The 18,519-nt window shown below is 36.4% G+C and carries 16 protein-coding genes; all 16 read left to right on the forward strand.

From position 1 onward, the window contains the following. Nucleotides 1-123 precede the first annotated feature (123 nt). The 16 genes from E0E32_RS08755 to E0E32_RS08825 all read left to right on the forward strand — a co-directional run bounded on the left by E0E32_RS08755 (nt 124) and on the right by E0E32_RS08825 (nt 18,503). Complete coding sequence (locus tag E0E32_RS08755) at nt 124-1,470, forward strand: carbohydrate ABC transporter substrate-binding protein (protein WP_130859609.1); 1,347 nt, start codon at nt 124-126, stop codon at nt 1,468-1,470. A gap of 107 nt (nt 1,471-1,577) precedes the next feature. Continuing rightward, the gene (locus tag E0E32_RS08760; RefSeq protein ID WP_235817522.1) at nt 1,578-2,477 is read left to right on the forward strand and encodes a carbohydrate ABC transporter permease; all 900 of its coding nucleotides are present in this window, start codon (nt 1,578-1,580) and stop codon (nt 2,475-2,477) included. A 13-nt stretch (nt 2,478-2,490) separates the two neighbouring features. Next, nucleotides 2,491-3,372 carry a carbohydrate ABC transporter permease gene (locus E0E32_RS08765; RefSeq protein WP_066191735.1) on the forward strand — a complete coding sequence of 294 codons (882 nt, stop codon included), beginning with the start codon at nt 2,491-2,493 and terminating at the stop codon, nt 3,370-3,372. Nucleotides 3,373-3,381: 9 nt separating this feature from the next. Then, nucleotides 3,382-5,553, forward strand: coding sequence for a 1,3-beta-galactosyl-N-acetylhexosamine phosphorylase (gene gnpA, locus E0E32_RS08770; protein ID WP_066191738.1), 2,172 nt, complete (start codon nt 3,382-3,384; stop codon nt 5,551-5,553). After that, entirely contained in the window at nt 5,546-5,710 is a 165-nt protein-coding gene (locus tag E0E32_RS22165; protein WP_162840598.1) for a DUF6903 family protein, read from the forward strand. Before gnpA ends, E0E32_RS22165 begins: the two co-directional genes overlap by 8 nt. Nucleotides 5,711-5,754: 44 nt before the next feature. Continuing rightward, nucleotides 5,755-6,663, forward strand: a complete 909-nt coding sequence (locus E0E32_RS08775) for an ROK family protein (protein WP_066191741.1) — start codon at nt 5,755-5,757, stop codon at nt 6,661-6,663. Nucleotides 6,664-6,702: 39 nt separating this feature from the next. Continuing rightward, nucleotides 6,703-8,157, forward strand: coding sequence for an arylsulfatase (locus E0E32_RS08780; RefSeq protein WP_130859610.1), 1,455 nt, complete (start codon nt 6,703-6,705; stop codon nt 8,155-8,157). Nucleotides 8,158-8,842: 685 nt separating this feature from the next. Continuing rightward, entirely contained in the window at nt 8,843-10,153 is a 1,311-nt protein-coding gene (locus tag E0E32_RS08785) for an ABC transporter substrate-binding protein (RefSeq protein WP_130859611.1), read from the forward strand. Nucleotides 10,154-10,199: 46 nt separating this feature from the next. Further along, complete coding sequence (locus tag E0E32_RS08790) at nt 10,200-11,081, forward strand: carbohydrate ABC transporter permease (RefSeq protein WP_130859612.1); 882 nt, start codon at nt 10,200-10,202, stop codon at nt 11,079-11,081. A 21-nt stretch (nt 11,082-11,102) separates the two neighbouring features. After that, complete coding sequence (locus E0E32_RS08795; RefSeq protein WP_130859613.1) at nt 11,103-11,930, forward strand: carbohydrate ABC transporter permease; 828 nt, start codon at nt 11,103-11,105, stop codon at nt 11,928-11,930. A gap of 90 nt (nt 11,931-12,020) precedes the next feature. Then, nucleotides 12,021-13,409, forward strand: coding sequence for a sulfatase family protein (locus tag E0E32_RS08800; RefSeq protein ID WP_130859614.1), 1,389 nt, complete (start codon nt 12,021-12,023; stop codon nt 13,407-13,409). A gap of 47 nt (nt 13,410-13,456) precedes the next feature. After that, nucleotides 13,457-14,968, forward strand: coding sequence for a sulfatase family protein (locus tag E0E32_RS08805; protein WP_130859615.1), 1,512 nt, complete (start codon nt 13,457-13,459; stop codon nt 14,966-14,968). A 15-nt stretch (nt 14,969-14,983) separates the two neighbouring features. Continuing rightward, complete coding sequence (locus tag E0E32_RS08810) at nt 14,984-15,862, forward strand: ROK family protein (RefSeq protein WP_130859616.1); 879 nt, start codon at nt 14,984-14,986, stop codon at nt 15,860-15,862. A 175-nt stretch (nt 15,863-16,037) separates the two neighbouring features. Next, on the forward strand, nt 16,038-16,769 hold the full coding sequence (locus tag E0E32_RS08815; protein WP_130859617.1) for a GntR family transcriptional regulator: 732 nt from the start codon (nt 16,038-16,040) through the stop codon (nt 16,767-16,769). Nucleotides 16,770-17,105: 336 nt separating this feature from the next. Then, the gene (locus tag E0E32_RS08820) at nt 17,106-17,786 is read left to right on the forward strand and encodes a polyphosphate polymerase domain-containing protein (RefSeq protein ID WP_130859618.1); all 681 of its coding nucleotides are present in this window, start codon (nt 17,106-17,108) and stop codon (nt 17,784-17,786) included. A gap of 18 nt (nt 17,787-17,804) precedes the next feature. Continuing rightward, nucleotides 17,805-18,503, forward strand: a complete 699-nt coding sequence (locus tag E0E32_RS08825) for a DUF4956 domain-containing protein (RefSeq protein ID WP_207302282.1) — start codon at nt 17,805-17,807, stop codon at nt 18,501-18,503. Nucleotides 18,504-18,519 lie beyond the last annotated feature (16 nt).

An 18,519-nucleotide genomic window follows, 5' to 3' on the forward strand; every position in this document is an offset into this window, starting at 1 on the left:
TTAACTCCAGTTTATCCACTGTAAAACAAGATTACTAAAAAAAACAACAATATTTCGATTGAGAAAGCGTTTTAAAAATCGATAGAATGAAATTGTAATAACCAACCAAAGGAGGCAACCGGAATGAAATTAAAAAGTTTATTGTTTATAGGATTTATGATGATCGTTATTTTTACATTAGTTGCTTGTAGTGGGGGAAGCGATGATGAGGGTGAAGAAAATACTGGCGGATCAGATGAAGATGTTACATTACATTTAGCAGCTTTGGAATCTGCTTATGGCGCTGAAATGTGGGATAACATTATTGAAGATTATGAGGCAATGAATGAAAACGTTACTGTTGAATTAACGATTGAACAGAACTTGGAAGAGGTTGTTCGTCCGCAAATGCAAGCTGGCAATTACCCAGATGTCTTTTTGTTAGCTACGGATCGTGAAGAGGCGCTGACCGAGACACTTATTAAAGATAATGGATTGGAAAACATTACAGATGTCTTAGATAAAACAGTGCCTGGCGAAGAGGTGACAGTTGCTGACAAATTACTGGACGGATTTGCAGATACATTAGCAACTAACCCTTATGGAGATGGTGAAATGTATTTAGCACCAATGTTCTATAGTCCTTCAGGCATGTTTTATAATGCTGGTTTATTAGAGGAACAAGGCTGGGAAGTTCCTGAAACATGGGATGATATGTGGGCCCTAGGTGATGAGGCTGCTAATGAAGATTTACCACTCTTCACTTATCCAGTTGCGGGCTATTTTGATACCTTTATCGGTTCCATGCTATATGCCTCAGGTGGACCGGACTTCTTTAACTCAGTAATGACATATGAAGAAGGAATTTGGGAAACAGAGGAAGCGGAGCGTGTGTTACAAACCATCGAACAATTAGCGGAGTATACGCATCCAAATACCGTAGCAAACGCTAATCCAAATGATTTTACAAGAAACCAGCAATTAATTTTAGATAATGAAGCTTTGTTTATGCCTAATGGAACATGGGTTGTTGGTGAGATGGAGGAAGCACCAAGAGCTGATAACTTTGAATGGGGCATGACTTCTGTTCCAGCATTTGAAAGTGGTGAGGGAGATCGTTATGCCTTTACATTCTTCGAGCAAATGTGGATTCCTGCAGAAGCAGAAAACAAAGAGGCAGCAAAAGACTTTATTGCCTATATGTATTCTGATGAAGCGGCAGATACATTCCTTGAAGCTGGAGCGGTACAGCCAATCGAAGATATTACCGATAAATTAGAAGGAAATATGCTGGAATACTACAGCGTTTATGATGAAGGAGTGCTTCCTGCCATGGGAACCTTTGCTTCAACAAACCCTGTACCAGGTGTGAGTATAAGTGAAGCCCTGTATGAAAATGTCGATAATGTAGTCAATGGTCAAATGACTTATCAAGAGTGGCAAGAAGCTATTCAAGAGGCATCGGATCAATTGAGACCTGAAATGAACTAGGTGGGGAATGATTCCAAAACGATACGGCGAGTTCTATTCATAGACTCGCTGTATCGTTTCATCCAGATTAGCAAAGGTTTATATGGAAGCAGTGTCTTTCAAGAGAGGTGAGCAACTTGAGTAAAAAAATGTCTAGAAACATTTTCATTGCGGTCTGTGTTTTACCTGCAGTGTTGTTATTTATATTGTTTATGGTAGTACCAACATTTGAAGTGTTTAGAATGTCACTTTATCGCTGGGGAGGTCTTTCTAGTTCTCAGGAGTTTGTTGGTTTCGATAATTTTCGAATTTTATGGAATGATATGAATTTTATTCAGTCGTTCCAAAACTCGATTTTATTAATTGTACTTGTTGCCCTTGTTACCTTGTTCTTTGCCTTATTTTTTGCAGCGATATTGACAAGAGAACAATTAAAAGGCGGCAATTTCTTTCGGGTTATCTTTTATATACCAAATATTCTGTCCATTGTTGTTATTGCAGGTATATTCTCGGCGGTGTATAACCCGGATAATGGCCTTTTGAACAGTGTCTTAGGGGTGTTTCAGTTAGAAAGCTGGCAGCAAATGTGGTTGGGAAATCAGGATATTGTTATTTATAGTGTGGCGGGGGCATTAGTCTGGCAGGCAATTGGTTATTATATGGTGATGTATATGTCGAGTATGGCGAGTGTGCCACCTAGTTTTTATGAAGCGGCTTCTTTAGAAGGTGCCAGTCAAATAAAGCAGTTCACCAGTATTACGCTCCCATTGATCTGGAATAATATCCGTACGACATTAGCCTTTTATATTATTAGTACCATAAATCTCAGTTTCTTATTGGTAAGGGCGATGACTGGAGGAGGACCAGGCGGATCAACAGAAGTCTTCCTTTCCTACATGTATGATCAAGCGTACGGCAATTCAACGTATGGTTATGGAATGGCGATTGGTGTGGTAGTGTTTACCTTCTCATTCATACTTGCGGCGATTGTTAGTCGAATTACCAAAAGAACGGTATTAGAGTATTAAGGGGGTGTAGTAATTGAAAAAATCGAAACGAATAAGCACAACGACACTATTTAAAGTATTTATTTATGTGGCATTAGTGAGTTTGGCTGTCTCCATCATTGTTCCTGTAGGCTGGGTGTTTATGGCCTCTATCAAAGAAAACCAAGAATTTTATGGAAATCCGTGGACATTACCAGATGGTTTTCATTTTCAAAACTTTGCAGAGGCATTTATCGAGGCACAAATGGGACAATATCTCTTAAACTCTATCATTGTGACTGTACTGGCTCTACTTTTCTTACTGGTGTTGGCCTTGCCAGCAGCTTATGTACTGTCACGATTCAAATTCTTTGGAAGTAATTTGCTAAATGGTTTTATTAAGGCTGGTCTATTTATTAATGTCAGCTATATTGCAGTACCCATCTTTTTATTACTACTTGGCTGGGACAATGTATTACAAGATATCATCGGGCAAAATTTTTTTCTAGATAACCGGGCGATTTTGGCATTAATTTATGCTTCCACAGCATTACCGTTTACGATCTTTTTGTTATCCAGTTATTTTGAGACTTTACCATCTGACTTTGAGGAAGCGGCGAATATTGATGGAGCAGGTTATTTTCGGACGATGTTTTCCGTCATGCTGCCAATGGCTATGCCAAGTATTGTGATCGTTATTCTCTTTAACTTCCTACTGTTTTGGAACGAATATCTATTGGCACTTACGATCATGCCTGGGGATAACAAGACATTGCCAGTAGGGCTTCTTAATCTACTAGCTGCAGAACGAGCAGCTGTCAATTATGGTCCGATGTATGCTGGTATGGTTATTGTCATGCTACCGACATTAATTTTATACATCATTGTACAGAAGCGTTTAACAGAAGGCATGACTGTTGGCGGAGTGAAAGGATAGGTGATAGAAATGAAGAAATCAACCGGGCGTATTACACTTCCCATTGAAGAAAACTTTTTAGAAGAAACGAAGGAATTAATGGAGCGATGGGGTGCCGATGCCTTACGAGATAGTGACGGTACCAAAATGGAAGAAGCTATTAAACAACTACATGCAAAAATATATACTACTTATTTTGTTGCTCGAGGAAATAATGAATTCGCTGAGCAGCACTTGGAGGAAACACAACAAATTTATCTTATGTCCTCTTTCCATGTAGCAACGGAATCGGTCTTGGAAATAGATTTTATGGCTGGTTATTTTGAGGAGCAAATCGAACCAGATTACCGGCATGACCCCAAAAAATGGTGGGAAGTGATGGATCGAACAACCGGAGAGATCATTGATACAAGCCACTGGTCCATCGATAAAGAAAGAAATAAATTAGTACTCCATGACGCAGAACCATGGCATGAATATACGGTTTCCTACCTGGCTTATATGAAATGGGACCCGACGCACATGTATAATCATATGACGAATAATTGGGGAGATAAACCGCATGAGATTCCGTTCGATGCTCGCCAGCCTTATTCGAATCAATTTATCAAAGACTATTTAAGAGAATGGCTTCGAGAGAATTCAGATACCGATGTTGTCCGTTTTACGACTTTTTTCTATCATTTTACGCTTGTGTTTAATCATGTAGGACAGGAAAAATTTGTAGATTGGTTTGGATATGGAGCGAGTGTTTCGGTTGCAGCACTAGAAGCTTTTGAAGAAGAAAAAGGATATAAGCTTCGTCCAGAGGATCTAGTGGATCAAGGCTATTACAATTCACCATTTCGAGTACCATCTAACGCTTATTTGGATTATATTGATTTTATCCAGAAATTTGTCGCACGCGAAGTAAAAGAGTTAGTAGATATTGTACATGATTACGACAAAGAAGCAATGATGTTTTTGGGGGATAATTGGATTGGGACAGAGCCGTATGGTTCCTATTTCAAAGAAACGGGTATCGATGCGGTTGTAGGCAGTGTAGGGGATGGAACCACGTTGCGTCTTATTTCAGACATTCCACATGTACGCTATACGGAAGGTCGCTTTCTTCCTTATTTCTTTCCAGATACCTTTTATGAGGGGAATGACCCTGTCGTAGAGGCAAATGAGAATTGGCTGACAGCTAGGAGAGCTTTAATGCGAAAGCCAGTAGATCGAATTGGTTATGGTGGTTACCCAAGCTTACCTTATCAGTTTCCGGACTTTATTGATTACGTGGAAAAGGTAACCGATGAATTTCGCGATATCTATCATACGATAGCAGAAGCAAAGCCATACACTGGCGTAAAAGTTGCGATTTTGAATGCTTGGGGCAAGTTACGCACCTGGCAGACACACATTGTAGCGCATGGAAAATATTATCAACAGACTTACTCTTATTATGGAATAGTGGAGGCATTAAGCGGTGCTTCGGTAGATGTAGAATTTATTAGTTTTGATGATATATTGGAAAAAGGTGTTCCGACAGATATTGATGTAATAATTAACGCCGGTGATGCAGGTACGGCTTTTTCAGGAGGGGATAAGTGGAGGAATCAAACATTGGTGTCTCTCCTAAGAGAATGGGTATACCATGGCGGCGGTTTGATTGGAGTCGGAGAACCATCGGCAGTTCATCACCAAGGTCGTTACTTCCAATTAGCCAATGTGCTTGGTGTGGATAAGGAATTAGGATTTAGTTTATCTACCAATAAATATGTCACCGAAGAAACCAATAGTCACTTTCTAACCAAGGACTTGACTCGCTATGACTACGGAGAAGGGAGCAATAATATCTATGCCTTAAATGATGATACGGAGATTATTGCCTATCATAATGGCAGTGTCCAGTTATCCAGTACATTCTTTGGTAGGGGAAGAGGAGTCTATATGGCTGGACTGCCGTATAGTCACGAAAATACAAGATTGTTAATGCGTGCCCTGTTTTATGCAGCTGGTAAAGAAGGTGAATTCACAAAATGGTTGGCATCTAATATTCATTGTGAGGTACATGCTTATCCTAGTATTGGAAAATATGCGATAGTGAATAATGCAAACAGTCTTCAGCAAACAGAGGTTTATGATGGTGATGGCCATGTAGATACATTAACGATACAACCAAGTGATATTATTTGGAAGGAGATGCGGGATAATGGATAAAGGGTTCCGTGTTTTAAAAATAATCTTTTTTCTATTCTGTATGTTTTTGATTATTTATGGTCAGCAAACAGTAGGGAAAATTTATTTATTATATCAATTGATTGGTCTTGCTGGTTTGTTGTTCTTGTTATGGAACTATAATCGAAAGTTTATATAATTCATGAAGTTGGAAGTTGTGATGGAAGCAGGAGGAAGATAACGATGAAATATGCTATTGGTCTAGATATTGGAGGGACCAAGATTGCCAGTGGTCTCCTCAATCAAAATGGAGATGTTATTCAACAGGAAACCGTTAGCAGTGCTCCCTCTGATAGTGAGAAGATGTTTAACCAAGTGGTGCAGTGTATAGAGAATTTATTGGGTCATTCAAGTATCCCTATATACGATATTCATAGTCTAGGGGCTGGCATTCCTGGGAAAGTAGATCGGGAAAAAGGAGTTGCAGTTTTTCAAAATAACTTACCATGGCGGAATTTCCCTTTTGTTCAGCGAATACGTGAAGTTTTTGATGTGAGTCATATAACGATCGATAATGATGTGCATATGGCGGCCTTTGCCGAGTGGAAAAAAGCTCAGCTAAAACCAGATGAATTATTCGTTTACATGACAATAAGCACCGGAATCTCGACAGCCATTATTCAAAATGGGGAGTTTATCAGAGGGGCCGGATTTGCTGGTGAAGCAGGATTAGTACCAGTTTACACAGAGTTTCCTGCGAAAGAATTACATCGTTTAGAAATGATTGCTTCTGGCCCTGCTATTGCAAGATATGCGAACGATTTATATGGAAGAAATGATTTAACTGCAAAAGAAGTGTTTCGACTATTTTATGATGGGGAGGAAATGTCACAAAGGTTGATAGATGACATGGTTGCCGGTCTTACTCAAGGAATTTATACAATGAATAGTTTGTTAGATCCCCATAAAATAGTGTTCGGCGGTAGTGTGATTTCCTGCAATCCGGTTTTATTACCAATGATGAAAGCAAAATTAAAAAAATGGCTTCTTGCTGAACAGGCCCATATATTGGAGCGAATGGAAGTAAGCCATATGGGTAATGAGCAAGGTATCATTGGTGCTGGACTTCGGGCACTAGAAACAAGTTCATAGTGGTCTATCTAATCTACTATATACGGAAGGTGATCTGAAATGAAGCCTAATATTCTCTTAATAACAGTGGATCAAATGCGATGGGATTGCTTAAGTTATTTGAACCACCCAGCCGTTGACACACCTAATTTGGACCAGCTGGCCAGAGATGGCGTACTCTTTCAACATGCATATTCTGCAACTCCATCTTGTGTGCCAGCAAGAGTTTCCCTGCTAACGGGAATGTCACAAGTTGCCACAGGTCGAACGGGGTATGCCGATAAAGTTCCATGGAGATATGAACATACCATAGCGAGTGAGTTAACGAAAGCGGCTTATCACACACAGTGTGTCGGTAAAATGCATGTTTATCCAACTCGTAACTTATGTGGGTTTCACAATGTGGTATTACATGACGGTTACATGCATTATGGTCGTTTTAAGCAACAGACTAGTGTGGCGGAATCTCAAGCAGAAACAGACGATTATTTAAAATGGCTTCAAGAAAGAGTAGGATCAGATGTGGATCTTCTGGATCTTGGCCTTGACTGCAATTCATCAACAATGGCTCGACCTTGGCATTTAGAGGAGAAGTATCATCCCACTAACTGGGTAACTTCTCAATCGATCGATTTTTTACGTCGTCGTGATCCGTCCAAACCTTTTTTCTTGAAAATGTCCTATGTACGTCCACATCCGCCATTTGATCCACCACAAGTCTTTTTGGATATGTATAAGGATAAAGAATTGCCAGATCCACCGATTGGAGAGTGGGCTGAACAAAGTGATTTGACAAGGTCTGGCTTGGATCCAGTCACTTCTCACGGAACGGTCCCTAAAGATCGTTATCGACGTGCACAGGCTGCCTATTATGCATTGATTACACATATTGATCATCAAATAGGAAGATTCTTGCAGGCGATGCGTGAATATGGTGTATACGATGATACAGTGATTTTGTTTACGTCTGATCATGGTGAGTTAATGGGGGATCATCATTTATACCGCAAATCCTTACCTTATGAAGGAAGTGCCAAAGTTCCTTTTATTGTCGCTGATCCTGGCCATCAACTGGGCTTGCAAAAGAATACGATAGTTGATCAAGTGGTAGAAATGCGAGATATTATGCCTACTTTATTGGATGTTGCAGGCGCGGATATACCTACAACGGTGGAAGGGAAGAGTGTTTTGCCGTTATGTAATGGAGAAACGCCTTGGCGTGATTACATTCATGGTGAACACGCATTTGGCGAGAAATCATACCATTATATAACAAACGGAAAGGAAAAATACATTTGGTTTTCCCAAACAGGAGAAGAGCAGTTTTTTGATTTACAAGAAGATCCTCATGAACTCCGAAATCTTGCGTTAAAAGATAGCTACAAAGGGCGCGTCAGTCATAGAAGAAATCAGCTTATACAAGAGTTAATTGGAAGGGAAGAAGGCTATACAGACGGGGAGAAATTGATCAAGGGCAGAGTAGCGAAGGCGGTTCAAGAGCATTTGTTTACTTAACTTTTATGATGAGATAAATGCAAAAAGTAAGGAAGGAAATCTTTTTTGGGTTTTTAGTAATACCATAAGAAAATCAGATGAAAACGCAAAAGGAGCTGTCGCAAAATGCATGAGTTGCATTTGCTGACAGTTCCTTTTTTTGGGTATTTAGGTTACTTTTTCATCTTTAAAAGAGGCTAGCTTATTTTTGGTAATAGGATACTTTTTTTGTTAGTAAATATAGTAGAATTAATTTGCTCATAAAATAGGATGATAAATGACCCTATCTCTTTCAAAAGAAGGAGGCTGATTCGCCAAAATCTTGGATCATTGTTCCGTATTTTTTAGGCTTCTTTCATAAAAACGTTTCAGATGTTGTGCCAATTGCTGGTAACTACCTTTTACATTTTCTTCCTTGTAATATACAGAAAATGTAGCATATTATAAGGGAAAGCACAGTAATCAACCTAGAGAAATTTGAACAAAATAACCCTATTTAATGGGAATGATAGTGTGGTTTTACAGTATAAAACTAGAAAAAATTAGGTTAGGGAAAAGTAGATGGGGTAATATAAAGATTAAAATTTATTATTTCAGTAATAACATAAGATACATGGAAATTATGAAATAATAAAATAAAAAACGAGTTGACCCAACGTCCTGATGATGGTATTATGATTCTATCAAAATTTGAAGGAGGAATTTCATGTTAAAGAAGTATTTTTTGTTTTTTATGATGATTTTATTAATAGCAAGTGGATGTACAGGTGTTCCAAATGACAGCGCTTCCAATGGAGAGGAGGCATCTAATGAAGATCAAACAGTTATTAAATACTGGTCTAATTGGAATGAAGGAGAGCCACAACAACAAGTTATGAATCAGATTATTACTGATTATGAAAAAGAAAATCCAAATGTAGATATTGAAGTTGAGTGGTTGGGAAGAGATTTAATGTCTAAAGTAAGAAACGCTGTATTATCAGAGGATGGTCCAGATATTATTGATAAAAATCCTCCTGAAATCAAAGGAGCTATTGGAGATCAAACCGAATCATTAGAAAATGTCTTATCTAAAGACATACCGAATGAAGAGGCTAAAGTTGGAGATGTTTTTCTAGATGGCACGTTAGATCTTTTTAAAGACGATGACAAACTTTTTTTTATTCCGTATCAATTAATTTCATCTGGTTTTTTCTATAACAAAACATTATTGGAAGCTGAGTTAGGTTTAAAAGCTCCTGAAACATGGGATGAGTTTATTGAAATAAGTAAACAAATAAAAAATTCGGGTTTAGCTCCTTTAGCACAGGATGGAAGTATAGGTTTTTATAACGCATATTACTATTATTGGTTAAGTACAAGAATTAACGGAGCTGGTGCATTAAATGAGGCAGCAAGTGATGAAACAGGTGAAGTTTGGGATGATCCTGGTTTTCTAGAAGCAGCAACAAAAGTAGAAGAGCTAGTTTCAAATGATTTTTTTATAGATGGATATGAGGGTAGTCAATTTCCAGCTGCTCAAACAAGGTGGGCGCAAGGTGATGCAGCACTCATTCTAAATGGTACTTGGATACCACAAGAGACAGGTAGTTATGCTTCAAACGATTTTGAATATGAAGTGTTTCCATTTCCAAAAGTTGAGGGTGCAGAAGGTGATAATAATAGTGCTGAAGTTGAATTAATTGGATGGGCAGCACCGAGTGGTTCAAATGTAGAAGTAGTTTCTGATTTTATAGCTTTTGGAATGCAAAAAAAATATCATGAGCAGATAGTTGCTGAAATGAATAATATTAGTACACGCAAAGATGTCGAAGGACCTGAGAATCTTCAAACAATGCAAAAATATGTTGAGGAAGCTGACAGTGTACATGTATTATACGACAACCTACGGGGTGATTATCCAGAATGGTGGAATAATGTTTTTCTACCAATTAATGATAAATTAGTGTTCGGTGAAATTAGCGCAGTAGAGTTTATTGAAGAAATGAAGGAAGAAACAATTAAATATTGGAATTAACTAAAAATGCACTTTCTCAATATGAGAAAGTGCGGGAGGTTTTTTTATGATATATGGTAGAAAAAAATTAATTGTTCCTTATTTGTTACCTGCGATTGCATTATATGTGTTCTTTTTTGTATATCCAGTCTTTCACGGGGTCTTTATAAGTTTTCATGAATGGTCTGATTTTTCAAAGCCAATGGTGTTTAATGGTATTGATAACTATACAAAAATGTTTACTGATCAATTCTATTGGATGTCGTTAAAAAATACATTGCTGATATTATTTGTAGGTGGTTTTTTTACATTTCTTATCGGGTTTGTGTATACAGCTGTAATGAGTGAGGGGATGAAAGGAAAAAAAGCTATAAGGGCAATTATCTTTTTTCCTAATATAATTGCGCCAGTTGCTGTAGCAATTATTTGGAATTATTTATATCGTTATGATGTAGGTCTTTTCAATTCAATATTAGAATTATTAAACATAGATCCCGTTAACTGGACTGCTCCTGAAAACATAATGACATCAGTTATCATTGGATATATCTGGTCAAATGTAGGTTTATATGCAGTAATAATGATGTCAGGGGTTGACAAAATACCAAATACAATCTTCGAATCTGCAAAAATTGAAGGAGCATCTACTTTTAAAATATTTTTTAAAATTACTTTGCCATTAATTTGGGATATTTTATCAATAAACATTGTGTTATGGACTATTAATTCAGTTCGACTTTTTGATTTTTTATATGCATTCGGAGGTGCAACTCCATCACAAAATACTTGGAATTTAGCATTATATCAATTTATTTTAGGGTTTGGATCTCGCACCTCAATATATCAGGTAGGTTATGCTAGTGCGATTGCTGTATCGATGGTTATTCTAGTTAGTATTTTAATTATTGTATTTAGAAGATTCTTTAATCGAGAGGTGTATGAATTGTAATAGAATGGGGGAGGAAGACTTATGATTTCAAATATAATAACCAAATTATCCAAGGCATTTGTGTATATATGGGTGGGATTTATTCTTTTTGTTTTCTTTTGGGTTTTTTTAGCATCAATTAAAACTGATCAAGAATTATTAAGTGATTTCTGGACTTTACCATCCAATTTTCAATGGAGTAATTACGTTTTTGCCTGGATTAATTCTAATTTAGCTGCATATTTCTTTAATTCTATAATAGTTGTTTTAGTATCCATTATAGGATTGATTATTATATCTTCACCTGCAGCCTATATACTTTCCAGAGTCAAATTTAAAGGCAGAGGTTTTATTACAATTTCATTTATAATTGGAATAGCAGTTCCTCATCAAGCAATTTTAATTCCATTGTATTTGTTAATGGTTAATATGGGGTTAATAAATTCTTTGACTGGGGTAATTATTGTTTACATCGTTTATTCACTTCCGTTTACCATTTTTATATTGACAGGTTTTTTTAGTACTATATCTTCTGAAGTTGAAGAAGCTGCAGCTATCGAGGGAGCTACACCAAATCAAACATTTTGGAAAATAGTTTTACCTATGATACGTCCAGGTATCATTACTGTTGTAATATTAAATGGAGTAGGGCTATGGAATGAATTTTTATTTGCATATACTTTTCTAAACAGTGGGGAAAAATATACTTTATCTGTTGGGCTTTATAAATTTTATCAAACAATGGAATATAATTCGAACTGGGTCAGTTTATATGCTGGAGTTGTAATTATTATAATTCCAATTTTACTATTTTATTTGTGGTTATCAGGTAGAATAATTGAAGGTATGACTGCGGGTTCAGGTAAATAAATTTCTTGTATCGAATAGTAAGATATAAGCATTAATTAATTTAATGTGAAAACGTTTAATATTCAGGAGATTGAAAGGAGAACATGCTCAATGAACATCCAAAATCCCAATATTGTATTCATCCTATCAGATGATCAAGGTTACTGGGCAATGGGAGCCCCAGATAATAATGAGATTCAAACACCCAATCTAGATCAATTAGCCAAAGAAGGAGTACAAATGGACAATTTCTTTTGTACCTCCCCGGTTTGTTCCCCAGCAAGGGCATCTTTATTAACAGGTAAAATGCCTTCTCAACACGGGGTACATGATTGGCTGCGTCCTAATAAAGCTGGTTATTATTCGGATTTTCTAAAGGATCAAACTACTTATGTAGATATTCTCTCTGAAAACGGTTATACATGTGGATTAAGTGGGAAATGGCACTTGGGGGAAGCAGTTCAACCGCCTAAATCATTTGATCACTGGTATGTGCTGGAACATGGAGGTGGCCCTTACTATAATACACCAATGGTTCGAAATGGGAGAAATGTGAAAGAACCGGAATATATTACAGAGTTAATTACGGACGATTCTTTATCATTTATCGAAGATCAGTCTGAAAGGGAAAACCCTTTTTATTTGAGTGTTCACTATACAGCACCCCACAGTCCATGGATTGATCAGCATCCAATGGAATATATTAATCTATATGATGATTGCTCCTTTGCCTCCTTTCCTAAAAAAGAAGAGCATGAATGGAGCACCACAAACTATCGTGATCACCATCGAGAAAATTTAAAAGGATATTTTGCTTCCATTACTGCAATGGATTTTCATATTGGCAGAATTATTGGAAAGCTGGAGGAGTTAAGGATACGTGAAAATACCTTAATTGTTTTCTTGAGTGATAATGGATTTAACTTTGGTCATCATGGTATTTGGGGAAAAGGAAACGGTACATTTCCACAAAATATGTATGATACTTCTGTTAAAGTACCAGCGATTTTTAATCATAAAGGCCATTTGGTAGAAAATAAGCGAGTAGAAACACTAGTGAGTGGTTATGACTTTATGCCAACATTATTAGAGTATCTGCAAATGGATAGAGAAGATTTAGATGATTTACCTGGTGTTAGTTTCTATCCAGAGCTCTTAGGAAGAAATAACCCTATGAGAAAAGAACAAGTGGTAATTTATGATGAATATGGTCCAGTGAGAATGGTACGTACAAAAGAGTGGAAATATATACATCGGTATCCATATGGACCTCATGAGCTCTATCATTTAATTAATGATCCGAACGAGGAGAAAAATGTAGTTAAACGATCCAGTAATCAACAGACTATTATAAAGCTAAAAAACATGTTGGATGAATGGTTTATTTTGTATTCAGATCCTAAAATAGATGGTGCAAAAGAGGGAGTGCAAGGGGCAGGTCAATATGATCTAGCAGGTGGAATTAATGTATATTCCGAATGGGATGATAGTGCATTATAGTCTAATTTAATTAATAGTATTCAAGTATACGATGAGGAGGTTTTAGGTTGAAGAAACCAAATATCTTATTAATTACTAGTGATCAGCAACATTTCGATACAGTTGGTGCCTTTAATTCAGAAATTAAAACACCAAATTTAGATCGATTAGTCAAGGAAGGAACTACTTTTACCAGAAGTTATTGTCCAAACCCTACTTGCACACCGTCTAGAGCATCAATTATTACAGGAATGTATCCAAGTCAGCATGGTGCTTGGACATTAGGAACTAAACTATTAGAAAATCGGCCTACTGTTGGAGAATATTTGCAAGAGACTGGTTATCATACAGGTTTAATAGGAAAGGCCCATTTTCAACCCACTAAAGAAACAGAGGAATACTCTTCTCTGGAATCTTATCCATTACTTAGTGATTTAGATTTTTGGCAGAAATTTGATGAATCATTTTATGGTTTTGAACATGTAGAACTAACTAGAAATCACACAAATGAACATCTAGTAGGACAGCATTATGCACTTTGGCTAGAAGAAAAAGGGTGTGAAAATTGGCGTGATTATTTTCTTCCTCCTACTGGTAATATGGATCCGAAAGAAAAATATACATGGAAAATCCCAGAGGAATTTCATTATAATGCCTGGATTGCTGAGCGATCAAATGCTTTATTAGATGAGTATACAAACGATAAAAAACCATTCTTTTTATGGTCTAGTTTCTTTGATCCGCATCCTCCATACCTTGTGCCTGAACCGTGGGATACAATGTATGATCCGAGTGAATTAACTATTCCTACGGGTAAGCAAGGAGAGCATAACAATAATCCACCACATTTTCAAATGACACAAGAAGAAAATCCGGATTTTTCTGCTTACATGGAGACGGGGTATGGGATTCATGGATATCATACTCATAAGGGTCTAGATAAAGTAGAACACCAGCGGTTAACGGCTACTTATTACAGTATGGTTAGTCTTATGGACAAATATATTGGAAAAATATTAGATAAATTAGATGAACTAGGAATTGCTGATGAAACAATAGTTATATTTACAAGTGACCACGGACATTTTTTTGGTCAACATGGATTGCAGTATAAAGGGGGATTTCATTATGAAGATTTAATAAAAATCCCTTTTATTGCGAGATACCCTCAACATATACCTGCAGGAGTAAAAAATTCTGCAATGTTATCCTTAGTAGATCTAACTCCAACATTTTTAGATTTTGCTAATCAGCAGATTCCTTATCAAATGTCCGGTAAAAGTCAGAAGAAAGTTTGGTTAGGAGAAGAAAGAGCAGTTCGGGACCATGTCATTATAGAATTCAGGCATGAACCTACCACCATCCATCAAAAAACATACGTGGACAAGCGATATAAGATTACATTCTATTACAATCAAACTTATGGGGAGTTATTTGATTTAAAAAATGATCCATTTGAATACAATAATTTATGGAACCAAGAGGAATTCCAAGGTTTAAAACAGGAATTAATGATGAAATATATTTGGGCGGAAATGGGAAAAGAACCACTATTTATGCCGCGAATATCTCATGCATAAAAGGAGGAGTTTTTATTGAATTACGCACTTGGAGTAGATATTGGGGGAACTAAGGTAGCAATAGGGATAATTAGAGAAGATGGAAGAGTAATGAAAGAGATAATGATTTCGAGTAATCCAGTGAGTGCAGAAGCTATGTATGGTGTAGTTGAAGAGAGTATGGAAACGATATGGAATCAAAATGAGTATCCTATCCAAGGAATAGGGGTAGGTTTACCGGGTAAAGTAAATCGGAAGGAAGGCATAGCTGTCTATCAGAATAACCTTCCGTGGAGAGATTTCCCGATAGCAGAGCGAATAAAGGAGAAATTTTTATTACAGAATGTTTTAGTAGATAATGATGTCTCGACAGCTGCTTATGCAGAGTGGTTTGCACACCATCCTGTTTCAAATGAAACTTTTGTATACATAACGGTAAGTACAGGTATTGCAAGTGCAGCTATTTGTGACGGAATCCCTCTAGATGGTGCAGGTTTTTCAGGAGAGCTTGGGTTGATGTATGTCAAAAATTATCAAGAAGAATCTTCTTATGAAAGGTTGGAAAATATTTCTTCAGGGACAGCTATAAAAAAGGCGATGAATAATGAATTTGACGCAAAACAGGTTTTTGAACAATATCATAAAGGGGATAAAAAAGCTATTCATATTATTGATAGCAGGATCAAATCTTTAGCAGACGGGGTATACTCTCTAGCCTGTATTTTAGATCCTGATAAAATGGTTTTTGGAGGAAGTATCATTAATAATCAACCTTTTATAATAGAAAAAATAAAGTGCGAAATCGAAAGGCTTGTTATTCCAGAACAATACAATTTATTAGACCGATTGTATGTAAGTAAATATCAAGGTAATTCTGGAATTATAGGAGCAGGTCTTAAAGTTTTACAGAAATAGTTGGGAAATACCTCTTTTATGAAAATTGATAATGTTTTAAATAAAACAAGGCAATTAATCTTTGTATAAAATCAATCTTTTTTGTGAAAACAATGGCAATATTTGCTATAATAATGATGTCAGGGAAAATATAAATTAACATACTAAAAATAAAAAGAAAGGTCGTGTCGGTACCATGTCAAAAACTTTAGATTTTGATACATTTACTCCCTTATATCATCAATTAAAGGAAATAATTATAGAAAATATTGAGACGGGTGAATGGAAACCTGGGGACAAAATACCTTCAGAGTATTCATTACAGACCCAGTATGGAATCAGTAGAAATACAGTGCAAGCTGCTTTAGATGACTTGGTGAAAGATGGAAAATTAGAGAGAAAAAAAGGATTGGGCACTTTTGTTACGCGCCCTAAAATTGAACAATCTTTAACTACTTTCTATAGTTTTAGTAAGGTAATGCAATCAAAAGGGTTAGACCCAGAGGATATTGTGTTGAGTGTAAACAAGATTAATGCTAGTCAACTAATAGCAAAGCAACTTGATATCAATGAATTCGATCCAGTTATTGCTTTGCAAAGAATAAGAAAGGCAAGCAATGAACCAATTATTCTGGAAACTTCTTATTTACCAGGTTCCATTGTTCCTGCTCTAAAAAAAGAAAATTTGAAAGATATATCCCTTTATGATTATTTAGAAAAAAAACATCAAATTATAGTGATGAAAGCAAATGAAAGCTTTGAACCTGTACTTACACGTGCTGATGAAAGTATTCACCTTGAGGTAGAGGAAGGTTCACCCAGTTTAATGTTAGATCGGATTGCATATGATCAATTTGGGCGCAAGGTGGAATTTTGTCGGTCAATAGTACGTGGTGATCGTTGTAAATTTTATACAGAGTTGCTATAAAAAGTGTATATGTTCCCTTTTTAAACGAAATATAAGCATCACCAAGCTGCTTAATTATAAACGCCTGCAGTCTCTAACTTCATTGGAGTGTAAATGTCTTATGTTATTTACATGCTATTAGTTAGGACTTGCAGAAAACTCCTAATAATGATCTATTTTGCATTTTATTTAACATTGCATCATTTGTTTGAATAAGACATTAGTATATTTGTTGTTATATAATTCCCTCCCATTAAAAAACTCCAATTTATTATTTTTTAAAAAAACAAAACCTGACATCAACCTGACTTATTTCTCTATTATCATTACTGATATAGACGAAAGGAGGCAGTTAGGATGTCAACTGGAAGGCAGGAACGAAAGCATGCCATATACATGGCCGAATATCAGATTATGTGTAATAAAATTGCTCATGTTATGCAGCGTGATCCACATACTGGAGTGGAAGGTCAGTACCGTATTCGCTCGGTGTACTTTGATAATTTAGCTAATAAGATTTTGCATGAGAAAAAAGAAGGCTATCTAACGCGAGATAAATATCGTGTGCGCCTCTATAATCTGGATCAGGAGAATATCCTTCTGGAAAGAAAGAGCAAACGGGATAATCTAACTTATAAAACAAAATGTCCGATTACCAAACAAGAATATCAAACGATACAACGGAAGGATATTTCCTGGATGGAGGAAGATGAGAGACTCTTAATTAGAGAATTATACACAGAGATGTATTATTGCCAACTGAGGCCAGTGACGATAGTGGATTATATAAGAGAACCATTCATCTACCCCTTTGGTAATGTACGGATTACCTTCGATTTTAAAGTGCAGTCTAGTTTTTATAACACAGATATTTTTCATCCGAATATACCAATGATTGACGTACTGGAAGAGAATACGGTCATATTAGAGGTGAAGTATGATGACTATTTACCAGATGTCATAAAATATCTATTACAATTATCAAATACACAGCAAGAAGCCTATTCAAAATATCAACTAAGTCGCATGTACGGCTAAAAAAGAGGAGAGAATACAATGATTTTTACTTCAGCGTCTATTACTAATTTTACAGATATATTTAAATCTAGTTTTTTGGAGAATACAGGTTCATTTTCCCTTATTGATGCTTTGTTGGGACTAGGTGTTTCGTTCCTGATTGGTGTATTTATTTACTTTGTTTATAAAAAAACATTTAAAGGGGTGATTTATTCTCATTCTTTCAACATATCCCTGATGATTATGTCCATGGCCACTGCCCTTGTGATTATGGGAATTAGTCAAAATGTGCTTTTATCATTAGGAATGGTAGGAGCCTTATCGATTGTTCGTTTTCGTACCCCGATCAAAGACCCGATGGATTTAGTATTCCTTTTTTGGTCGGTAATTGCAGGTATACTTGCAGGTGCTGGCTTTATTTTGTTGGCTACTGTTGGTTCTGGATTAATTGGGATGGTTATCGCCCTCTTTTCAAACAAACTGAAGGTTGAAAATCCTTATTTATTAGTAGTTAAATTCAATGAAACAGCAGTAGGGCAACATGTAGAGCAAATGTTAGCTGATCAAGTGAAAAAATATGTATTGAAATCAAAATCGATGATGCAGGGTAATGAGACGGAAGCAACCTATGAAATTCGCTTAAAGGAAAATGAAGCACAGCTTACATCTCATTTGTCAGCGATAAAAGGTGTACAATCCGCAGTGATCTTGAGTTATGATGGTAATTTCACGGCATAAGAAGAGGAGAGGCATT

Origin of the sequence: Gracilibacillus phocaeensis (genome assembly GCF_900626275.1) — a bacterium.
Classification (GTDB): Bacteria; Bacillota; Bacilli; order Bacillales; family Amphibacillaceae; genus Gracilibacillus; species Gracilibacillus timonensis.